Genomic DNA, 15966 nt, shown 5'->3' on the forward strand with positions numbered 1-15966 from the left:
CTAGGCCAGTTTGGCGATCACGTCAATCTCCACCTTGATGCCGTGCTTTAGGCCCGACTCCACGGTGGTGCGGGCCGGCCGCACGCCGGTGAAGAAAGTGGCGTACTCGGCGTTGAAGCGGTCGAAGTCGTCGCTGTCCGCCAGGTGCACGGTCACCTTCACCACGTTGTCTAGGGAGGCACCGCCGGTTTCGAGGATGGCCTTGATGTTATTGAGTACGCGACGGGTTTCCTCCTCGATGGTACCGAGGACGACTTGGGAGGTTGCGAAGTCGACCGGCGTCTGTCCGCTCACGAACATAAGGTCGCCGACGATCACGCCGTCGGAGTAGGCACCGGTGACGAAGTCCTCCTTCCGCTGGGGGTGGGTAATGCGTTGTTTTTCCATGGTTTATTATGATTGGTAGGCGCGTACGCGTTGCTTGGAGGTTCCCAGGCCCTCGATGCCGAGTTCCACGACATCTCCGGGTTTGAGGTAACGGTTGGGCTTCATGCCGAGGCCGACGCCGCTGGGCGTGCCGGTACTGATGACGTCGCCGGGCAGCAGCGTCATGAAGCGGCTGATGTAGCTCACGCACTCCTGCACGTTGAAGATGAAGTCGGAGGTATTGCTGTCCTGCACCCGCTCGCCGTTGAGTTCCAGCCAGAGGTGAAGGCTATTGGGGTCCGCAATCTCGTCGGCGGTGGCGATGTAAGGTCCGAGGGGGGCGAAGGTATCGCTGCTCTTGCCCTTCACCCACTGTCCGCCCCGCTCGATCTGGAAGGCGCGTTCGCTCACGTCGTTGTGGAGCACGTAGCCTGCCACGTGGTCCAGGGCCTCCGCCTCGCTGACGTGGCTGGCCCGCTTGCCGATCACGACGGCCAGCTCGACTTCCCAGTCGGTCTTGGTGCTGTCCTTAGGGATTACGATATCGTCGTAGGGTCCCACGATGGCGGAGGTAGCCTTGAAGAACAGTACGGGCTCCTTGGGCGGCTCGCCGCCGGTCTCGCGGGCGTGGGCCTCGTAGTTCATGCCCACGCAGACGATCTTGCTGGGGCGGGCGCAGGGAGCGGCCAGGCGGGCGTCGGCGGGGATTTCGGGGCATTCCTGCTGGTGGTCCTTCAGCCAACTGGCCAGTTTGGCGGGGCCATCGTCACCGAAGAAGCTTTCGTCGAAGTCGCCACCGAAGGCACTGACGTCGATGCGGCGGTCGTCTTCGAGCTGCAGTCCGGGTTTCGGTTTCCCCTGGGGATCAATAAATCGTAGTAGTCTCATGGCGGAAATATACAGGCTGGTGGCCGCACCGCACATCGGATGTCCCTGACATCGGATGTGGTCCACATCCGATGTCGGGGACATCCGATGTGCCTGGATTTCGGGCAGATCATGTCACCTGCGGCCCCGCCACGACACGATCCCAGCCCGTTTGGCCCCCTCGCCCCCGACATCGGATGTCGCGGACATCCGATGTCGGGGATGGAAATATTTTCTCCCCGGAGGGCTTTTTCGGAACATTAACGCCGTAGGGGCGGTAGGCCGTTTGTCCGGCACCCATCACCCGGACCACTATTGACATGGTAGAATCCCTGATTGAATCCACCCTAGACGCCCTGCTCGAGCCCGCTAACCGCAAGAACGGCGTGCGCCAGGCCATCCTCGACTTCATGAAGCCCGCCTTCGAGGACAAGTCCGAATACAAGACCGTAGTGGCCGACCCCTCCTCCGAAGACAGCGAGGAACTTATATACGACAACCTCGAGGAGTACCTCACCGGCGAGCCCGACCGCATCGAGCAGCTCGAGGGCATCCTCGACCGGCAAGACGGCTGGGAAGAGGAGTAACCGCCCTGCCACATCGGATGTGCGCCACATCCGATGTGCGGGTGGCGGGGGAACATTCCCGGGCGTACGGCGGTAACGCAGGTGCAAGGTTTGCACTTAAACTTCCTGACACCATGGTAGAAGCCCTCATCCACTCCACCCTCGACGCGCTGGCCCAACCGGCCAACAAGAAAAACGGAATCCGCAAGGCGGTCCTGGAATTCCTGAAGCCCGCCTTCGACGACAACGACGAATACCAACAAGTGACCGACGACCCCACCGACCCGGGAGCCACCGACCTCGTCCACGAACGGCTCGATGACTACCTCACCGGTAGCCCCGACCGCATTCAGGAACTGGAAGATATTCTGGACCGGCAGGAAGGGTTGGGTATAGTACGGTAGCGCTGTAGGGGGTAGTACTGTAGCGGGTAGTGCTGTAGTACGGTAGAGATTTTCCGCTGAGATAGCAATTTATTTCTCCACAGCGTGGCCTGTACCGGACGCGGGTGCTACAGAACTACAGTACTATCTCCTACCCTACTACACCACTACTTTGTGGATAACTTTTTGTTTGAAAAAGGCGTTTTAGGGCTACCTTACCGAGGTCGAAACCGCTCCGCCCTATGCCTGAATTCTGCCACCTCCACTGCCATACCCAGTATTCGCTACTCGACGGTGCTTCGGAGATCGGTACGATGATGGACAAGGCCGTCGCCGACGGACAGAAAGGCGTGGCGCTGACCGACCACGGGAATATGTTCGGCGCCTTCAAGTTTGTCGCCGAGGCGGACAAACGGGGCCTCAAGCCCATGATCGGCTGCGAATTCTACCTGGTCGAGGACCGCAACATCAAGGCCTTCAGTCGGGCCCGCGGGGAGAAGGACGTCCGCTACCACCAGCTCATGCTGGCCAAGAACAAGACCGGCTACCAGAACCTCGCCAAGCTGTGCAGCATCGGCTACATCGAGGGACTCTACGGTAAATACCCGCGGATCGATAAATCCCTCATCGCCAAGTACAGCGAGGGCGTGATTGCCAGCAGTTGCTGCATCGGCGCCGAGATCCCGCAGCTCATCATGCAGGGTAAGGACGAGGAGGCCGAAAAGGCCCTGAAGTGGTGGCTCGACATTTTCGGCGACGACTACTACATCGAGCTGCAGCGCCACCGCGGCCTGGAGAACATCGACAATCTCGGCATCAGCCAGGAGGACATCAACCAGAAGTTGCTTGGCTTCGCCCGTAAGCACAACGTCAAGGTGATCTGCACCAACGACAGCCACTACGTGGAGGAAGAAGACTACCTCCCTCACGACATCCTGCTGTGCGTGAATACGGGCAGCCTGATGGAGGATATGAGCCGCTTCAAGTTTCCCAGCTCCGACTTCTACTTCAAGTCGCAGCAGGAAATGAGCCGCCTCTTCGGTGACGTGCCGGACAGCGTGGCCAACACCATGGAGATCCACGACAAGATCGAGCACCTGAAGCTGACCAGCGACGTACTGCTGCCCAATTTCCCGATGCCGCTGGGGTTCAAGACCCAGGACGAATACCTCCGCCACCTCACCTACGAAGGAGCCAAAAAGCGGTACGGCGAGCTCAACGCCATCGTGACCGAGCGCCTGGACTTCGAGCTGGAGGTCATAAAGGCGTCGGGCTATCCCGGCTACTTCCTTATCGTGCAGGACTTTACCGCCGCGGCCCGCAAGATGGGCGTAAGCGTGGGCCCGGGCCGAGGATCGGCGGCCGGCTCCGCGGTGGCCTACTGCACGGGAATTACCAACATCGACCCCATCAAGTACGATCTGCTGTTCGAGCGATTCCTCAATCCCGAGCGGGTGTCGATGCCCGATATCGATATCGACTTCGACGACGTCGGCCGGCAGAAGGTGATCGACTACGTGATCGATAAGTATGGCCAGCAGCAGGTGGCCCAGATCATCACCTACGGTACCATGGCGGCCCGCTCGTCGCTGCGCGACGTGGGCCGAGTAATGGACGTACCCCTGAGTGAGGTCGACCGGGTAGCCAAGTCCTTTCCCGCCCAGCTCGGCGCTACCCTGCGCGACGTGCTAGCCCCGAAGGATATCCACCCCAAACTGAAGGGCAAGCTGAACGGCGACGACACCGAAAAGGCCTACCGTTTCCGGGAACTGTCCGAGCAGCAGGATGCCATCGGCGAACTGATCCGTACCGCCTCCAAGCTGGAAGGCAGCATCCGCAACACCGGCGTCCACGCCTGTGGCGTCGTCATCACCCCGACCCCGGTGACCGATCACGTGCCCGTCACGGCCGATAAGGACACCGGCATGTACATCAGCCAGTTCGACAACTCGGTTGCCGAGACCGCCGGACTGCTGAAGATGGACTTCCTGGGCCTCAAGACCCTGAGCATCATCAAGGATGCCCTGGTGATGGTGAAGGACAACCACGGCGAGGACATCGACATCGATGCCGTCCCCCTCGACGATGCCAAGACCTACGCCCTCTTCCAGCGCGGCGAGACCAACGGTATCTTCCAGTACGAGTCCGGCGGCATGCAGAAGCACATGAAGTCGCTGAAGCCGACCACCTTCGACGACCTCATCGCGATGAACGCGCTCTACCGGCCCGGCCCGCTGGAGTACATCCCCGAATTCATCGACCGGAAGCACGGCCGCAAGCCCATCACCTATACCCTCGACGGGGAAGAGAAGTACCTGAAGGAAACCTTCGGCATCTACGTCTACCAGGAGCAAATCATGCTGCTGAGCCAGTCGATCGCAGGCTTCTCCAAGGGACAGGCGGACGTGCTGCGGAAGGCCATGGGTAAGAAGCAGAAGGCGGTACTCGACAAGATGTATCCCACTTTCATCGAGGGCGGCAAGGCCAATGGCCACCCCGAAGACAAGCTGGGCAAGATCTGGAAGGACTGGGAAGCCTTCGCCTCCTACGCCTTCAACAAGTCGCACTCCACCTGCTACGCCTTCGTAGCCTACCAGACCGCCTACCTGAAGGCGCACTTCCCGGCGGAGTACATGGCCTCGGTACTTACCCACAACCGGACCGACCAGACCAAGCTCACCTTCTTCCTGAAGGAGTGCAAGCGCATGAACGTGGACGTGCTCGGGCCCGACATCAACGAAAGCCGTGCGGACTTCTCCGTCAACCAGCAGGGAGCCATCCGCATCGGCATGACCGCCCTGAAGGGCGTCGGCGAAGGTCCCGTGGAGGCCATCCTGGCCGCCCGCGCGGAGGGGGGACCGTTTGAATCGGTTTTCCACCTTATGCAACGGGTCGAGACCGGCTCCGTCAACAAGCGGGTGCTCGAAGCGCTGGTGGACGCCGGTGCCTTCGACTGCTTCAACAGCATCCACCGGGCCCAGTACTTCGCTCCCAGCGACAAGTACGACAGCTACCTCGAACACGTAACCAAGTACGCGAACGCCTACCAGAGCCAGCTGGCCTCGGCGGCCTCCTCCCTGTTCGGCGCCATCCAGGACGAGGTGCTCCCCGACGAGCCCGAGCCGCCCCAGGCGAACGAATGGACCCTGCCCGAAAAGCTCAGCCGCGAAAAGGAAGTCACCGGCATCTACGTCAGCGGCCACCCCCTCGACGGCTACAAACTCGAGATCGACAATTACGTCACCTGCTCACTGGGTGAACTGGATCCTGTCAAGTACGGCAAAACGAACCTCCGTCTCGCCGGCATGATCAGCAGCAGCCGCCATATGGTGAGCAAGAACGGCAACGGCTGGGGCATCTTTGAGCTGAGCGACTTCGAGGAAACCATCGAGTTCAAGCTCTTCGGGGAAGACTACGAGAAGTACAAGCACGTCCTCAACCAGGGTAAGGCCGTCTTCGTGAAGGCCAACTACCGCCCGAAGTGGAACAGCGACGAAGTGGAGATCGCCGTGAGTGAGGTCAAGCTGCTGGAGGGCCTGGGCCGCGAGATGACCGAAGCCATCATTCTGAAGCTACCCCTGGGCGACCTGACCAGTGACCTGGTTGTCTCCCTCGAGCAGCTCTGCCACAAGTACCAGGGCCGGCAGAAACTCCGCATGGTCTTCTACGACCCCGAGGAGGACATGAAACTGAAGATGTACTCCCTGAAGCGGACCGTGGACGCCGATACGGACTTCATCAACGAGATCGAAAAGCTCGGCATCAAGTACCGCGTCGCTACGGCCTGAGGCCCGGCCATTACCAGGGTAACAGGCGGTAGCCGGCAACCAGGCTTACCGACCGGTAATAGGTGCTGACATTGACGAATTTTTGCAGAATATCCTGGTTGTGAGCGTAGCGAAGCTCCACCAGCCAGCGACCGCTACGGTAGCCGCCCCCCGCTCCCAGTCCGAAGTTCCAGGACGCGGGGTAGCCCCCCTTAACGCGTGCGTTGGTCACGAAGGTGTAACTGTCCCACGGGAACTGGAACAGGCCGAATAAACTGACAAAGAGCGACCGTTGCGGGCCGAGGTGAATGTACCGGCGGAATCCCAGGGGCACGTTGAGCGATCGAAGGTTGAGACTGGCATCGCCGCGCGTGATCGAATCCCGTCCGGAGGTGACCCGCTGTACATACAGCTCGCCGAATACCGACCACTGTTGGTTGGCCAGGGGCAGGACAGCCTCCGCTTCCACGCCAAGCCGGACGCCAGTAGTAGGAACCAGCTCAGGAATCCGCCGGCCACCAAAGCTGCCGTCAAACCTGACTTCCCCGAAGTGGAAGGACCCACCCGGCCGCAGGGAAATACGTAGCCAGTCCGCTGCGGGTTGCCGGACCATGGTCTGGTACGCGACGCCCTCGCAGGCGTTGTATTCCTCGAAATACGCTACGAGTTCCCGGCGGCGGTAGCCGAGATCCCGCACGTCGGCGTCCGCCCCGCCGCAATTCACCTGCCTCCGTAACTCGCCCCTAAACGGTGCCTGCTCGAGGACCGCCTGCCCCCGGCGATACCGGCGGTTGACCAACGGCCGGGGCACCCCGTCACCCAGCCGGTAAAAGAAGCGCCGGAGCTCGCCGTCCTCATAATAGAAGAGATCGGCCGCACCGTCGACCAGCCATTCGAGGAAGACCGTATCATTTTTGTACTCGGGTTGACTGGACGAGCTCAACTCCCCTACCCGATTACTTGACCGGTCGATGGGCGCCACGGCGCGCAAGTACCTCAGGCTGCCGTCGTCGTAACCAAATTCGCGTACCGCAGCCACCGTCCCCCGGAGGCGCTGGTCGTCGGCGGTCAGGTACCTGAACTGAAGCGGATTATCGACCCAGTCACGATCCAGGATACGCACCGACTCCCGCTGGCCGGATGCATTCACCAGGTATCCGGACTTGTAGGCAGACTGGCCCGACAGGTCGATCGCAAAGGCACAAAGGATGAGAAGTAGATAGATGAGTTTCATACCGGATCGTTGGTAGCGGTGACCCTCCAAAATACACCGTACGGGATGGGATGCTGTCTCGCCTACCTATCCCGGTAAGCCAGCGGCAGGTAGTCATCAAACCGAGAAACGAGGTACGCAGCACCAGCAGTCGCGTGCAGCCGCCGTCCTCGCTGAAGGTCCACCGGATGCCAACGTTATCAAGCGCCGGTCCCAGGGCCTGTCCGGCAGATAGGTTCGAGCAGGGCGCTGAGGCTGTGGTTGTCCCCGGCGGGTAGTTTCGCTTCGGATTGAGGATGGGGCGCGGGACCTATTGTCGTAATCGGCAACAATCTATTCGTAGAAAGCGAGGCTCGCCCACCCGGATCGTAGATTCAATGCCCGCGACCATCGAGGTAAACGCCCGAATGGGCCACTGTCATTCGCAGGCCTCCGGAGACGCCCTACCTTAGCTGGCGAACCAGCGTACATGTCCAACTACTTTCAGCGAAATAAAAAATTCATCCTGCACTTCGCCTTCTGGAGTGTGTATGCCTCGCTGTTCTTCTACACCATCAGTTACGCACGCAAGGGAGAGCCCGACTGGGATCGGGTTTTCGGCGACCTTGCCTTTCATATTTCCGGCCTGATGGTGATGGGCTACCTCAACTACTTCGTCTTCCTCCCCCGGCTGTTGCGCGACCAGAACGTCGGGCGCTACCTGCTGACCTTCACACCGGTCTTTATTGCACTCAGCTACTTTTTCCTCCGGGGTAAGCAAGCGCTTCTCGCGTACTTTCTCTACCCCGATACCTGGATGTACTCCACCCGTTTCGCGGTCAATATCATCACCAGTGCATTCTTCGCGGTCGTCTGCGTGGGGCTGCTGCGCTTCGTAGAGGATTACTTCGAGCTGGAGGCCCGCCGCAAGGAGCTGGAAAACCAGCAGCTGACTTCCGAGCTGCAGTTTCTGCGGGCCCAGGTCAACCCGCACTTCCTATTTAATACGCTCAACAACCTGTACTACCTCGCGGTCAATCAGAGTACCCGTACGCCGGAAGTGATCGCGAAGCTGTCGGGTATGATGCGCTACATGATCTACGAGAGCAACCACGCGCGGGTACCCCTCGACCGCGAGATCGAGTACATCGAAAATTACCTCAGTCTGGAGCGGCTCCGCCTGGAGGAGCACGTGCCCATCACCTTCGAAGTCAACGGCACCACGGCCGGCGTACGCATCGCCCCGCTGATCCTGATCACCTTCCTCGAGAACGCCTTCAAGCACGGCATCAGCAGTTCCGCCGAAGCCCCCTGGATCACCGTTGAGCTGAACGTGGACAAACACGAGTGCGTTTACCGAGTAGCCAACGGCAAGCTGAAGGAGGAGAGCAAGACGCTGCACGACAAATCGGGTATCGGACTGCAGAACGTCCGCCGACGGCTGGCCCTTACCTATCCCGACCGGCACTACCTCCGCATCACCGATACCGAGGAGCGGTACGAAGTAGTGCTGAAACTTGACCTGTCATGAAGCGAACCTGCCTGGTAGTCGACGACGAGCCGATGGCCCGCCGCCTCCTCGAACAGTACATCGGGCGCATGCCCAATCTTGAACTGACCGGCTCGCTGGGCAACCCCCTGCAGGCCCTGCAACAGCTGCAGGAGACACCACCCGACATCCTCTTCCTGGACGTACAGATGCCGGAGCTCACCGGCACCTCCCTCCTGAAGGTCCTGCAAAAAAAACCCATCGTTGTACTCACCACCGCGTATTCCGAATACGCCCTGGAAGGCTACGAGCTGGAGGTGACCGACTACCTCCTTAAGCCCATCACCTTCGAGCGCTTCGTCAAGTGCGTGGAACGAATCACCCACCAGCTCGCAGCTCCGGAAGCCAAGATTGCCGCGGCACCGCCCTCCCCCACCGCACCCGCGGGCCCGCCCGTCTCCGAACCCTTCTTTTTCGTCAAGGATGGAACCAAATCCGTCCGCATCAACTTTGATGACATCACCCATATCGAAGGCCTGAAGGACTACGTGAAGATCCACACCGAGGAAAAGCGCATCACCACCCTTCAGAGCCTCAAGAACCTGCTGGAACTACTCCCCGCCGGTGATTTCGTGCGGGTACACCATTCCTATATCGTGGCCCTGCGCTGGATCGAGGAGGTACACCGGGATGAGGTTCACGTCGGCGGCGGTACCGTGGTGCCCGTGAGCGATACCTACCGCAAGGATTTCCGTCAGTTGATCGACGACCGCCAGCTGAAGTGACCCCTTAGCGGGCCGTCAGGACCACCCGCGCGTAGCGGGTCAGGGAAGGGGCGCCGCCGTCGGTCACCGCAACGATGAAGTGCAGCGTCTGCCCCGGCTCGATATCGTTGGGGACCGTCACGGTAGCCCGCGGTCCGTCCTGGATGATCATGGCCGCGCCGGGGTAGCTGTCCACCTCCCCGTACTGCCACCAGTGGTAGAACAACCCGTCGCCGTCCGGATCGGTGGCGGCGACCGAAAGCCGCACCTTTTCCCGCCGTTCCACGGTCCGCGCGGTCGCGCCCTCCAGCGTTACTTCCGGAGGGTGATTAGCTTCCGCGTAGGCGTTGACGCACCAGTCCGCCCGCGCGGCGAAGTCGGCCTGGATCGCGGGCAGCCACCGCGTCTGGGCGTAGGCACCATCCGCCTGCCCGGTATAGGGGTTATAGTCGTCCGCGGCGGCGGCATCCTCCCAGCGGTTGGCTACGCTGTCCGAGGCGACCAGCCGTCCGCCCCAGCCACCCCACGCCGGATGCCCCTGGTTGGCGAGGCCGACGTCGACCAGGTGAAGGAAGGCCGGCGAGTCCCCCTCGGATATGAAGTCGTAGGTGCCGAAGCTGCCCCACTGCGCACTGTCCAGCCGCGTGGGGTCGCCGTGCACGTGCTCCGGATCGCCGGCCTGCCGCTGCCCGTCGCCGTAGCTGTAGTAAGCGGCCAGCAGCGGACCGTGGTCGTTGATGACGCGCTCCCCCATGAAGGGGCCCTCCAGCCAGTGGTGGAGCGGTTCCGGCACGGCCTTTTTCCAGTCGTAGGCCAGGGCCCAGAACTGGCCGGCATTATAGAGCACCCTGATTTCCGGCCAGGCCCGGGCAACGTAGCCGCGGTAGGTAGCGTCCTGGTCCATGATGGTGTAGATCACCGCCTTACCGGCGACCCGCTCCCGGATTTCCGGCCACTCCGGGCTTTCCGCGTAGGTCTCCTCGATCGACCTGAGGGCCCGGGCGATGGTGTTGGTACCGCCCCAGGCCTGCAGGTAAAGGCGGGAAGTGTCGGCGTCGAGCAGGAGGTCACGGATCAGGTCGGAGCCCTCCGTGTCCCGTTCCATGGCCCCTTCGAAGTCGATGTTGCCCACCCGTACGCGCGCCAGCAGCGAATCGGGGTGCGGATAGCCCCGCGCGTGCTGGCTAAGCGTAGGAAATACCTCACCGTAGGCTGCGATCAATTCCTGCATCCACTGCTCCCCCGGCCAGCGCAGCTCGCTCCGCTCACCGTAGAGCTCCCGCGTCATGGGCATCTCGGATACCATCGTCGTGCCCGCGCCGTCGCCCTTGTAGTGCCACATCGAGCTGGAGTAGACGAGCCCCTCGATGTCCAGTTCGTTGCTGTACAGCAGCAGCCGGATGAAGGAGTCTACGTCGTCGATCTCTCCGTCCGTCGTGACGACGGTGCGTAGCTGCGCGGACGCGGGTGCGGTGGCGAGCAGGAGCAGGAGGCTAGCCAGGAAAGGTATTCGGTGCATGCGGCTTGGTTCGGTGGGCGGAAAAGATAGGAAACCTGTGGTGATGCGGGGCGGGTAATGGTCGGCCGGTCCCCGGCGGCGAACCGGAGATCGCGTAGCCTACCCGCATAAACAGCGAGAGCAAGACCCGGCGCGTGGCGTGGTCTTGCTCTCTACTGGCTCATCCTGCTTCACTGCGCAGGCGTGGAAGGTTCGCAGGGGCGGCTACTGCGTATACCCCTCGTTCTGCGGATACCCGCCCAGGGTGCGGTCGATCTGATCCTGGGGGATCGGCCGGAGTACGTGGTAGGACTGGATATTGGGGCCGGCCTCGGGATTATAAGCCCGGACGCGGTCGATCAGGGTCATGGTCCGGGTCAGGTCGAACCACCGGTGGCCCTCGCCGACCAGCTCACGGGCGCGCTCGTCGAGCAGGAAGTCGAGGGTGACGTCGCCGGCGGCGATCATCATCTGCGCTTCCATACTGTCTACGGCGCCGCGCATCCGGATGGTGTTGATGTCGGCGGCCGCACCGTCCGTATTGTTTTGCTGCAGGCGGGCTTCCGCGCGCAGCAGGTAGGTGTCGCCCAGGCGCATCAGGATCATGTCGCGCTGCCCCTGCTCGTGCTGCCGGTTGGGGCGGGTGGGGTCGAGCCACTTCTTCAGGGTGGGGAATTTCCGCTCCGTATACTCATCGCTGGTGTAGACCAGGTAGCGGGTGGCGGCCTGTCGCTCCTGCGACCAGACGTCTTCCAGCTGGGGACCGGGGATGTATACGGCCGTGTCGCCCAGCGAAAATTTAGGGTCCCCGGCCTTACCGTAGCCCTTTGCGGCTTCCTCGTCGGACCAGGTAGGAATGGTACTTGCGTTGTTGGCGTACCAGACGTGCTTGAACGACTTGTCGTAGCGGGCATCGATCGAGCGGTCCCACAGTCCGAGGGTATACGCGGTGGGTCGGAAGCGCTTCCAGGGGCGGCCGTTCTCGATGTCGCGGGTCATGCCGGGCAGGTTGTCGTACTCCATCAGGAAGTAGAGGTGGCCGCGGTTACCGTTGCCGTCCACGCCCTCGTCGACCTGCGACTTGGAGTTTTGCACGGCAAAGACCACCTCCGCATTCTGCTCGTTGTCGATGTCCCACAGGCTGGCAAAATCCTCCAGCAGTTCGAAATCGTAGTTGTTGATCACGTTGCTGAACAGGCTTTCGGCGCGGGCGGCGTCACCGCTTTCCGCGGCCGGCGTGTAGCTGCGTGTCAGCAGCACCTTGGCCAGCAGCATCTCGGCGGCCGGCTTGGTGGCGCGTCCGTATTCCGCTCCCTGGGAGTTGGGGAGGTTGGCGATCGCGAACTCCAGGTCGGGAATGATGGCCTCGTTGTAGATCGTGGCGACCGGCGTGCGGTTGGCCTCGATCTCAATGCCCTCGGTTTCCTCCAGCGACAGGTGCACGTCGCCGTAGATGCGCGTTAGGTCGAAGTAGTAGAGGCCACGCAGGAAGCGTACCTCCGCGATGCGGGCGGTCTTCTCTTCCTCGGTGACGTCCTCCAGGCCCTGTGAGCGGTTGATCACGGCGTTGGCCTGGTTGATGCCGCGGTAGAGATCGCGCCACGTATCCCGGATAAATCCGTCGGCCCCGTTCAGGCGGCCGTCGTAGGCATTGATGCCCTTGTAGCTGCCGTCGGCCCCGTTGGTGTAGGTATCGGTGCCGAACACGGTCATGGTGAAGCCGCGCTCCACCCCGTAAAAGGGCTTCATGAAGGAGTAGGTAGCCTTGACCGCGTCCTGAAAGCCGGCGGCCGTCGGGTAGTAGGTGGAGGCGGAAACGTTGGAAACGAGCTCCTCCTCCAGGTAGCCGTTGCAGGCGGGCAGCGCGAGGCCGACCGATCCGAGCAACAGGGAATTAATTAGTGTTTTGAATTTCACGGTGGTATTTTTTAGAAGGTGGCACGGACGCCGGCCATGATGATCTTGGTGCTCGGGATGACATCGTTCTGCGAGGGATCCTGCAGCTCGGGATCGAAGCTCTCGTACTTCGAGGCAAACCAGAGGTTCTGCCCGGATACGTAGACGCGCAGCCGCGACAGGCCGAGTCGGGAAATCACGTTATCGGGAAGGTTGTAGCCGAGCTGCACGTTGCGCAGCTTGACGAAGCTGCCGTCGAAGTAGGTGAGCGTGGAGCCGTTGCGCGGACTCTCTTGGTTCTCGTTGGGCCGCGGGTTCTCGTTGGTGGGATTGTCGATGGTCCAGTAGTCCACGTCCAGGTTGTTGTACCGGGCGAACAGCGAGTTGTTGCCGGCGTGGAAGCGGCTGGAGATCATCTGTCCCTGGCGGAAGTACAGGAAGAACGACAGCTCCACGCCGCGGTACTCGAAGCGGTTGGTAAGTCCCCCGAAAAAATCCGGCACGTCGCTGCCCAGCAGCACCCGGTCGGCGGGCGTGATCACGCCGTCGCCGTCCACGTCGTCCAGCCGGATCTCGCCGGGCACCTTGTTCTCGGTGGCATCGGCCAGGTCGACCTCGTCCGCCTGCCAGATGCCGATCTTGCGGTAGTCGTAGAATACGTTGATTGGCTGGCCGATGAACCACTGGTTGCCGATGTCGTCGGCGGGGGTGCCGTCCTCGTTGAAGAGGGCCAGCTCGGTAATTTCCTCGCGGTAGCCGGAGATGTTGAAGTCCACGCTCCAGTTCAGTCCGGTCGGATTGTTGAGGATGCCGGCGCCGAGCACCAGTTCGGCGCCCTTCGTACGGGTGGAGCCCACGTTCTGCAGGATGCTGCTGTAGCCGGAGGTGGGGGGCAGGTTACGCGCCAGCAGGAGGTCCTCGGTGTTGGTACGGTAGTATTCGAAGGAGGCATTGAAGCGACCGTTCAGGACGTCGATATCCACGCCCAGGTTAAGGGTCTTGGATACCTCCCAGCCCAGCTGGTCGTTGGGGATGTCGCGGAGCGCAAATCCGAAGGCGGGGCTCTCGTCCCAGGCGTAGACCGTCCGCTGCAGGGCACCCTGGGTGCTGTAGGGATCGACGGCCGTGTTGCCCACCTGCCCGTAGCTCGCCCGGAGCTTCAGGTCGTTGAGCCAGCCCAGGTTCTCCATGAACGGCTCGGCACCGACCCGCCAGCCGACGGACAGTCCGGGGAAGTACTTCCACTTGTTGCCCTCCGCCAGGCGGCTGGAGCCGTCGGCCCGCAAGCTGGCCTGGAAGAGATACTTGCCCCCGAAGGAGTAGTTGGCCCGCCCCATGAAGGAGGCCAGCTGCCACTCGCTCAGGGTGGAGCCCAGGTTGCCCTTCACCTCGGCGGTCCCGAGGTTGTAGAACAGCTGCTCCTCGTAAGGCAGGTTCAGTACGGCCACGTTCGTCCGCTCGTAGCGGAGGCTCTGGATCGACTGCAGCAGGGTGAAGCCGAGGTCGTGCTGGCTGCCCAGGGTGGTGTTGTAGTTCAGGATGTTCTCCAGGGTGTAGCCGAAGTCCTGACTGGTGGTCGTCTCCGCATCGGAGGGGCCGCCGCGGTTGTCGTTGGTCAGGCTGCCACGAAATTCACCCCGCCGGTAGTAGCGGATGTCGGGGCCGAAGTTGGTAGTGAAGGTGAGCCCGTCGGTCAGGTTGGCCTTCAGGTAGATCGGCGCGAAGATGCGCGTCACCCGCCGGTCGTCGATGTAGGCGTTGGGTACGAGCTCCGACAGGGGGTTGGTCCGGATGCCGTCGTTGGTGGGCAGGAAGCGGACCGAGCCGTCATCGTTGTAGGGCACGCCCAGCGGATTGTTGGCCAGGGCCTCGAAGATCGTGGCCGTCGAGCCGAAGTTCTGCAGGGAGTTAGAGGCGGTGAAGGAAATGCCCGCCTGGAAGATGCTGCCGATCCGTTGGTCGAGGTTCACCCGCGCCGTGAACCGCCGAAAGTCCATGTTGGAGATGATGCCCTGCTCGTCGAAGTAGCCGAGCGACATATTGAACTGCGTGCTCTCTGTTCCGCCGCGTACGCCGAGCTGGTGGTTGGTTTGCCAGCCGTCGCCGATCACCAGGTCCTGGAAATCGGTACTGCGGCCGAGGGCGATGCTTTCCAGCTCGGTGGGATCCTGGAAGACGACCTCGTCGGCCGGGATTGCCCCGTTCCAGCCGTCGCGCTGGCTCTCCCGCTTGAGCTGGGCAAACTCCGCCCCGTTCATCATATCCACGGTATTCAGGGCGCTGGTACCGCCGTAGTAGCCGTCGTAGCTGACGATGGTCCGGCCGGCCGAGCCGCGCTTGGTGGTCACGATCACGACGCCGTTGGCGCCCCGGCTGCCGTAGATGGCGGTGGCGGCGGCGTCCTTGAGTACTTCCATGGACTCGATGTCCTGAGGATTGATGTCCGCGATGGCACTCGTCCCGGAGGTCTGCGGGATGCCGTCGATCACGAAGAGGGGGTCGTTGGAGGCCGACAGCGACCGCCGGCCCCGGATCCGGATGCTGGGGTTGGCACCTGGACGGCCGCCCGGGCTCACGATGTCCACACCGCTGACCTGTCCCTGCATGGCAACCACCCCGCTCGAGGTGGCGATCTTCTTGATGGCCTCGTCGTTGAGGCTTGAAATGGCGCCGGTGACGTTCCGTTTTTTCTGGATGCCGTAGCCGACCACCACCACCTCGTCGAGGGTCTGGGAATCTTCCGAGAGCACGATCTGAAATTCGGTCTGTGAGCCCACCTGCACTACCTGGCTCTCGTAGCCGGTATAGGTGATCACGAGGTGGGGGTCTCCGGTGGTGGTGTTGATGGAGAAGTTACCGTCGAGGTCCGTTACCGTGCCGTTGGTCGTCCCCTCCTCCAGCACCGTGGCGCCGATGAGCGGCATCCCGCTTTCGTCGGTAATGGTGCCGGTGACCGTGACGGCCGCCCGTTCCCCGGGCGGAAGGTTTGCGGCCGAGGCAGCCAGGGTCAGCCCGCTGCAGAGCAGCAGAAAAATAAGCTTGTGCATGATCGATTAAATTTACAGTGGGTATAAAGTGTAAAAAAGCGGCAAACACCGTATTTGCAAACGATTGCCCTAAAAACCACGATAATACTACAACTTTATGTGGTATTTACCAACAGGCTGGCGAGAAGTGG

At 61.8% G+C, this 15966-nt stretch carries 11 protein-coding genes; 5 read left to right on the forward strand and 6 right to left on the reverse strand.

What is annotated here, in order from left to right; all coding sequences use genetic code 11:
• Entirely contained in the window at positions 1 to 387 is a 387-nt protein-coding gene (locus DQG19_RS14930; RefSeq protein ID WP_116127075.1) for a RidA family protein, read from the reverse strand.
• A gap of 6 nt (positions 388 to 393) precedes the next feature.
• Complete coding sequence (locus tag DQG19_RS14935; protein WP_116127076.1) at positions 394 to 1254, reverse strand: fumarylacetoacetate hydrolase family protein; 861 nt, start codon at positions 1252 to 1254, stop codon at positions 394 to 396.
• A gap of 299 nt (positions 1255 to 1553) precedes the next feature.
• Here DQG19_RS14935 and DQG19_RS14940 point away from each other — a divergent pair, with 299 nt between their 5' ends.
• From DQG19_RS14940 to dnaE, 3 genes are all read left to right on the forward strand, one after another.
• Positions 1554 to 1820 carry a hypothetical protein gene (locus DQG19_RS14940; protein WP_116127077.1) on the forward strand — a complete coding sequence of 89 codons (267 nt, stop codon included), beginning with the start codon at positions 1554 to 1556 and terminating at the stop codon, positions 1818 to 1820.
• Between the two features lie 113 nt (positions 1821 to 1933).
• On the forward strand, positions 1934 to 2203 hold the full coding sequence (locus tag DQG19_RS14945) for a hypothetical protein (protein WP_116127078.1): 270 nt from the start codon (positions 1934 to 1936) through the stop codon (positions 2201 to 2203).
• Positions 2204 to 2424: 221 nt separating this feature from the next.
• Entirely contained in the window at positions 2425 to 5970 is a 3546-nt protein-coding gene (gene dnaE / locus DQG19_RS14950; protein ID WP_116127079.1) for a DNA polymerase III subunit alpha, read from the forward strand.
• A gap of 10 nt (positions 5971 to 5980) precedes the next feature.
• Here the strand turns inward: dnaE and DQG19_RS14955 are convergent, their stop codons facing one another.
• Positions 5981 to 7183, reverse strand: coding sequence for a hypothetical protein (locus tag DQG19_RS14955; RefSeq protein WP_116127080.1), 1203 nt, complete (start codon positions 7181 to 7183; stop codon positions 5981 to 5983).
• Positions 7184 to 7631: 448 nt separating this feature from the next.
• Here DQG19_RS14955 and DQG19_RS14960 point away from each other — a divergent pair, with 448 nt between their 5' ends.
• Both DQG19_RS14960 and DQG19_RS14965 read left to right on the forward strand, forming a co-directional pair.
• Complete coding sequence (locus DQG19_RS14960) at positions 7632 to 8672, forward strand: sensor histidine kinase (RefSeq protein ID WP_116127081.1); 1041 nt, start codon at positions 7632 to 7634, stop codon at positions 8670 to 8672.
• Complete coding sequence (locus DQG19_RS14965) at positions 8669 to 9415, forward strand: LytR/AlgR family response regulator transcription factor (protein WP_116127082.1); 747 nt, start codon at positions 8669 to 8671, stop codon at positions 9413 to 9415. The genes DQG19_RS14960 and DQG19_RS14965 overlap by 4 nt, the downstream gene beginning before the upstream one ends.
• Before the next feature lie 4 nt (positions 9416 to 9419).
• Here DQG19_RS14965 and DQG19_RS14970 read toward each other — a convergent pair whose 3' ends face one another.
• From DQG19_RS14970 to DQG19_RS14980, 3 genes are all read right to left on the reverse strand, one after another.
• Positions 9420 to 10913, reverse strand: a complete 1494-nt coding sequence (locus tag DQG19_RS14970) for a DUF1593 domain-containing protein (protein ID WP_116127083.1) — start codon at positions 10911 to 10913, stop codon at positions 9420 to 9422.
• A 204-nt stretch (positions 10914 to 11117) separates the two neighbouring features.
• Entirely contained in the window at positions 11118 to 12809 is a 1692-nt protein-coding gene (locus DQG19_RS14975; RefSeq protein WP_198661761.1) for a RagB/SusD family nutrient uptake outer membrane protein, read from the reverse strand.
• Between the two features lie 11 nt (positions 12810 to 12820).
• Complete coding sequence (locus DQG19_RS14980) at positions 12821 to 15835, reverse strand: SusC/RagA family TonB-linked outer membrane protein (protein WP_116127084.1); 3015 nt, start codon at positions 15833 to 15835, stop codon at positions 12821 to 12823.
• Positions 15836 to 15966: the final 131 nt, after the last annotated feature.

This window comes from Lewinella sp. IMCC34183, assembly GCF_003390915.1.
Lineage (GTDB): Bacteria > Bacteroidota > Bacteroidia > Chitinophagales > Saprospiraceae > Neolewinella.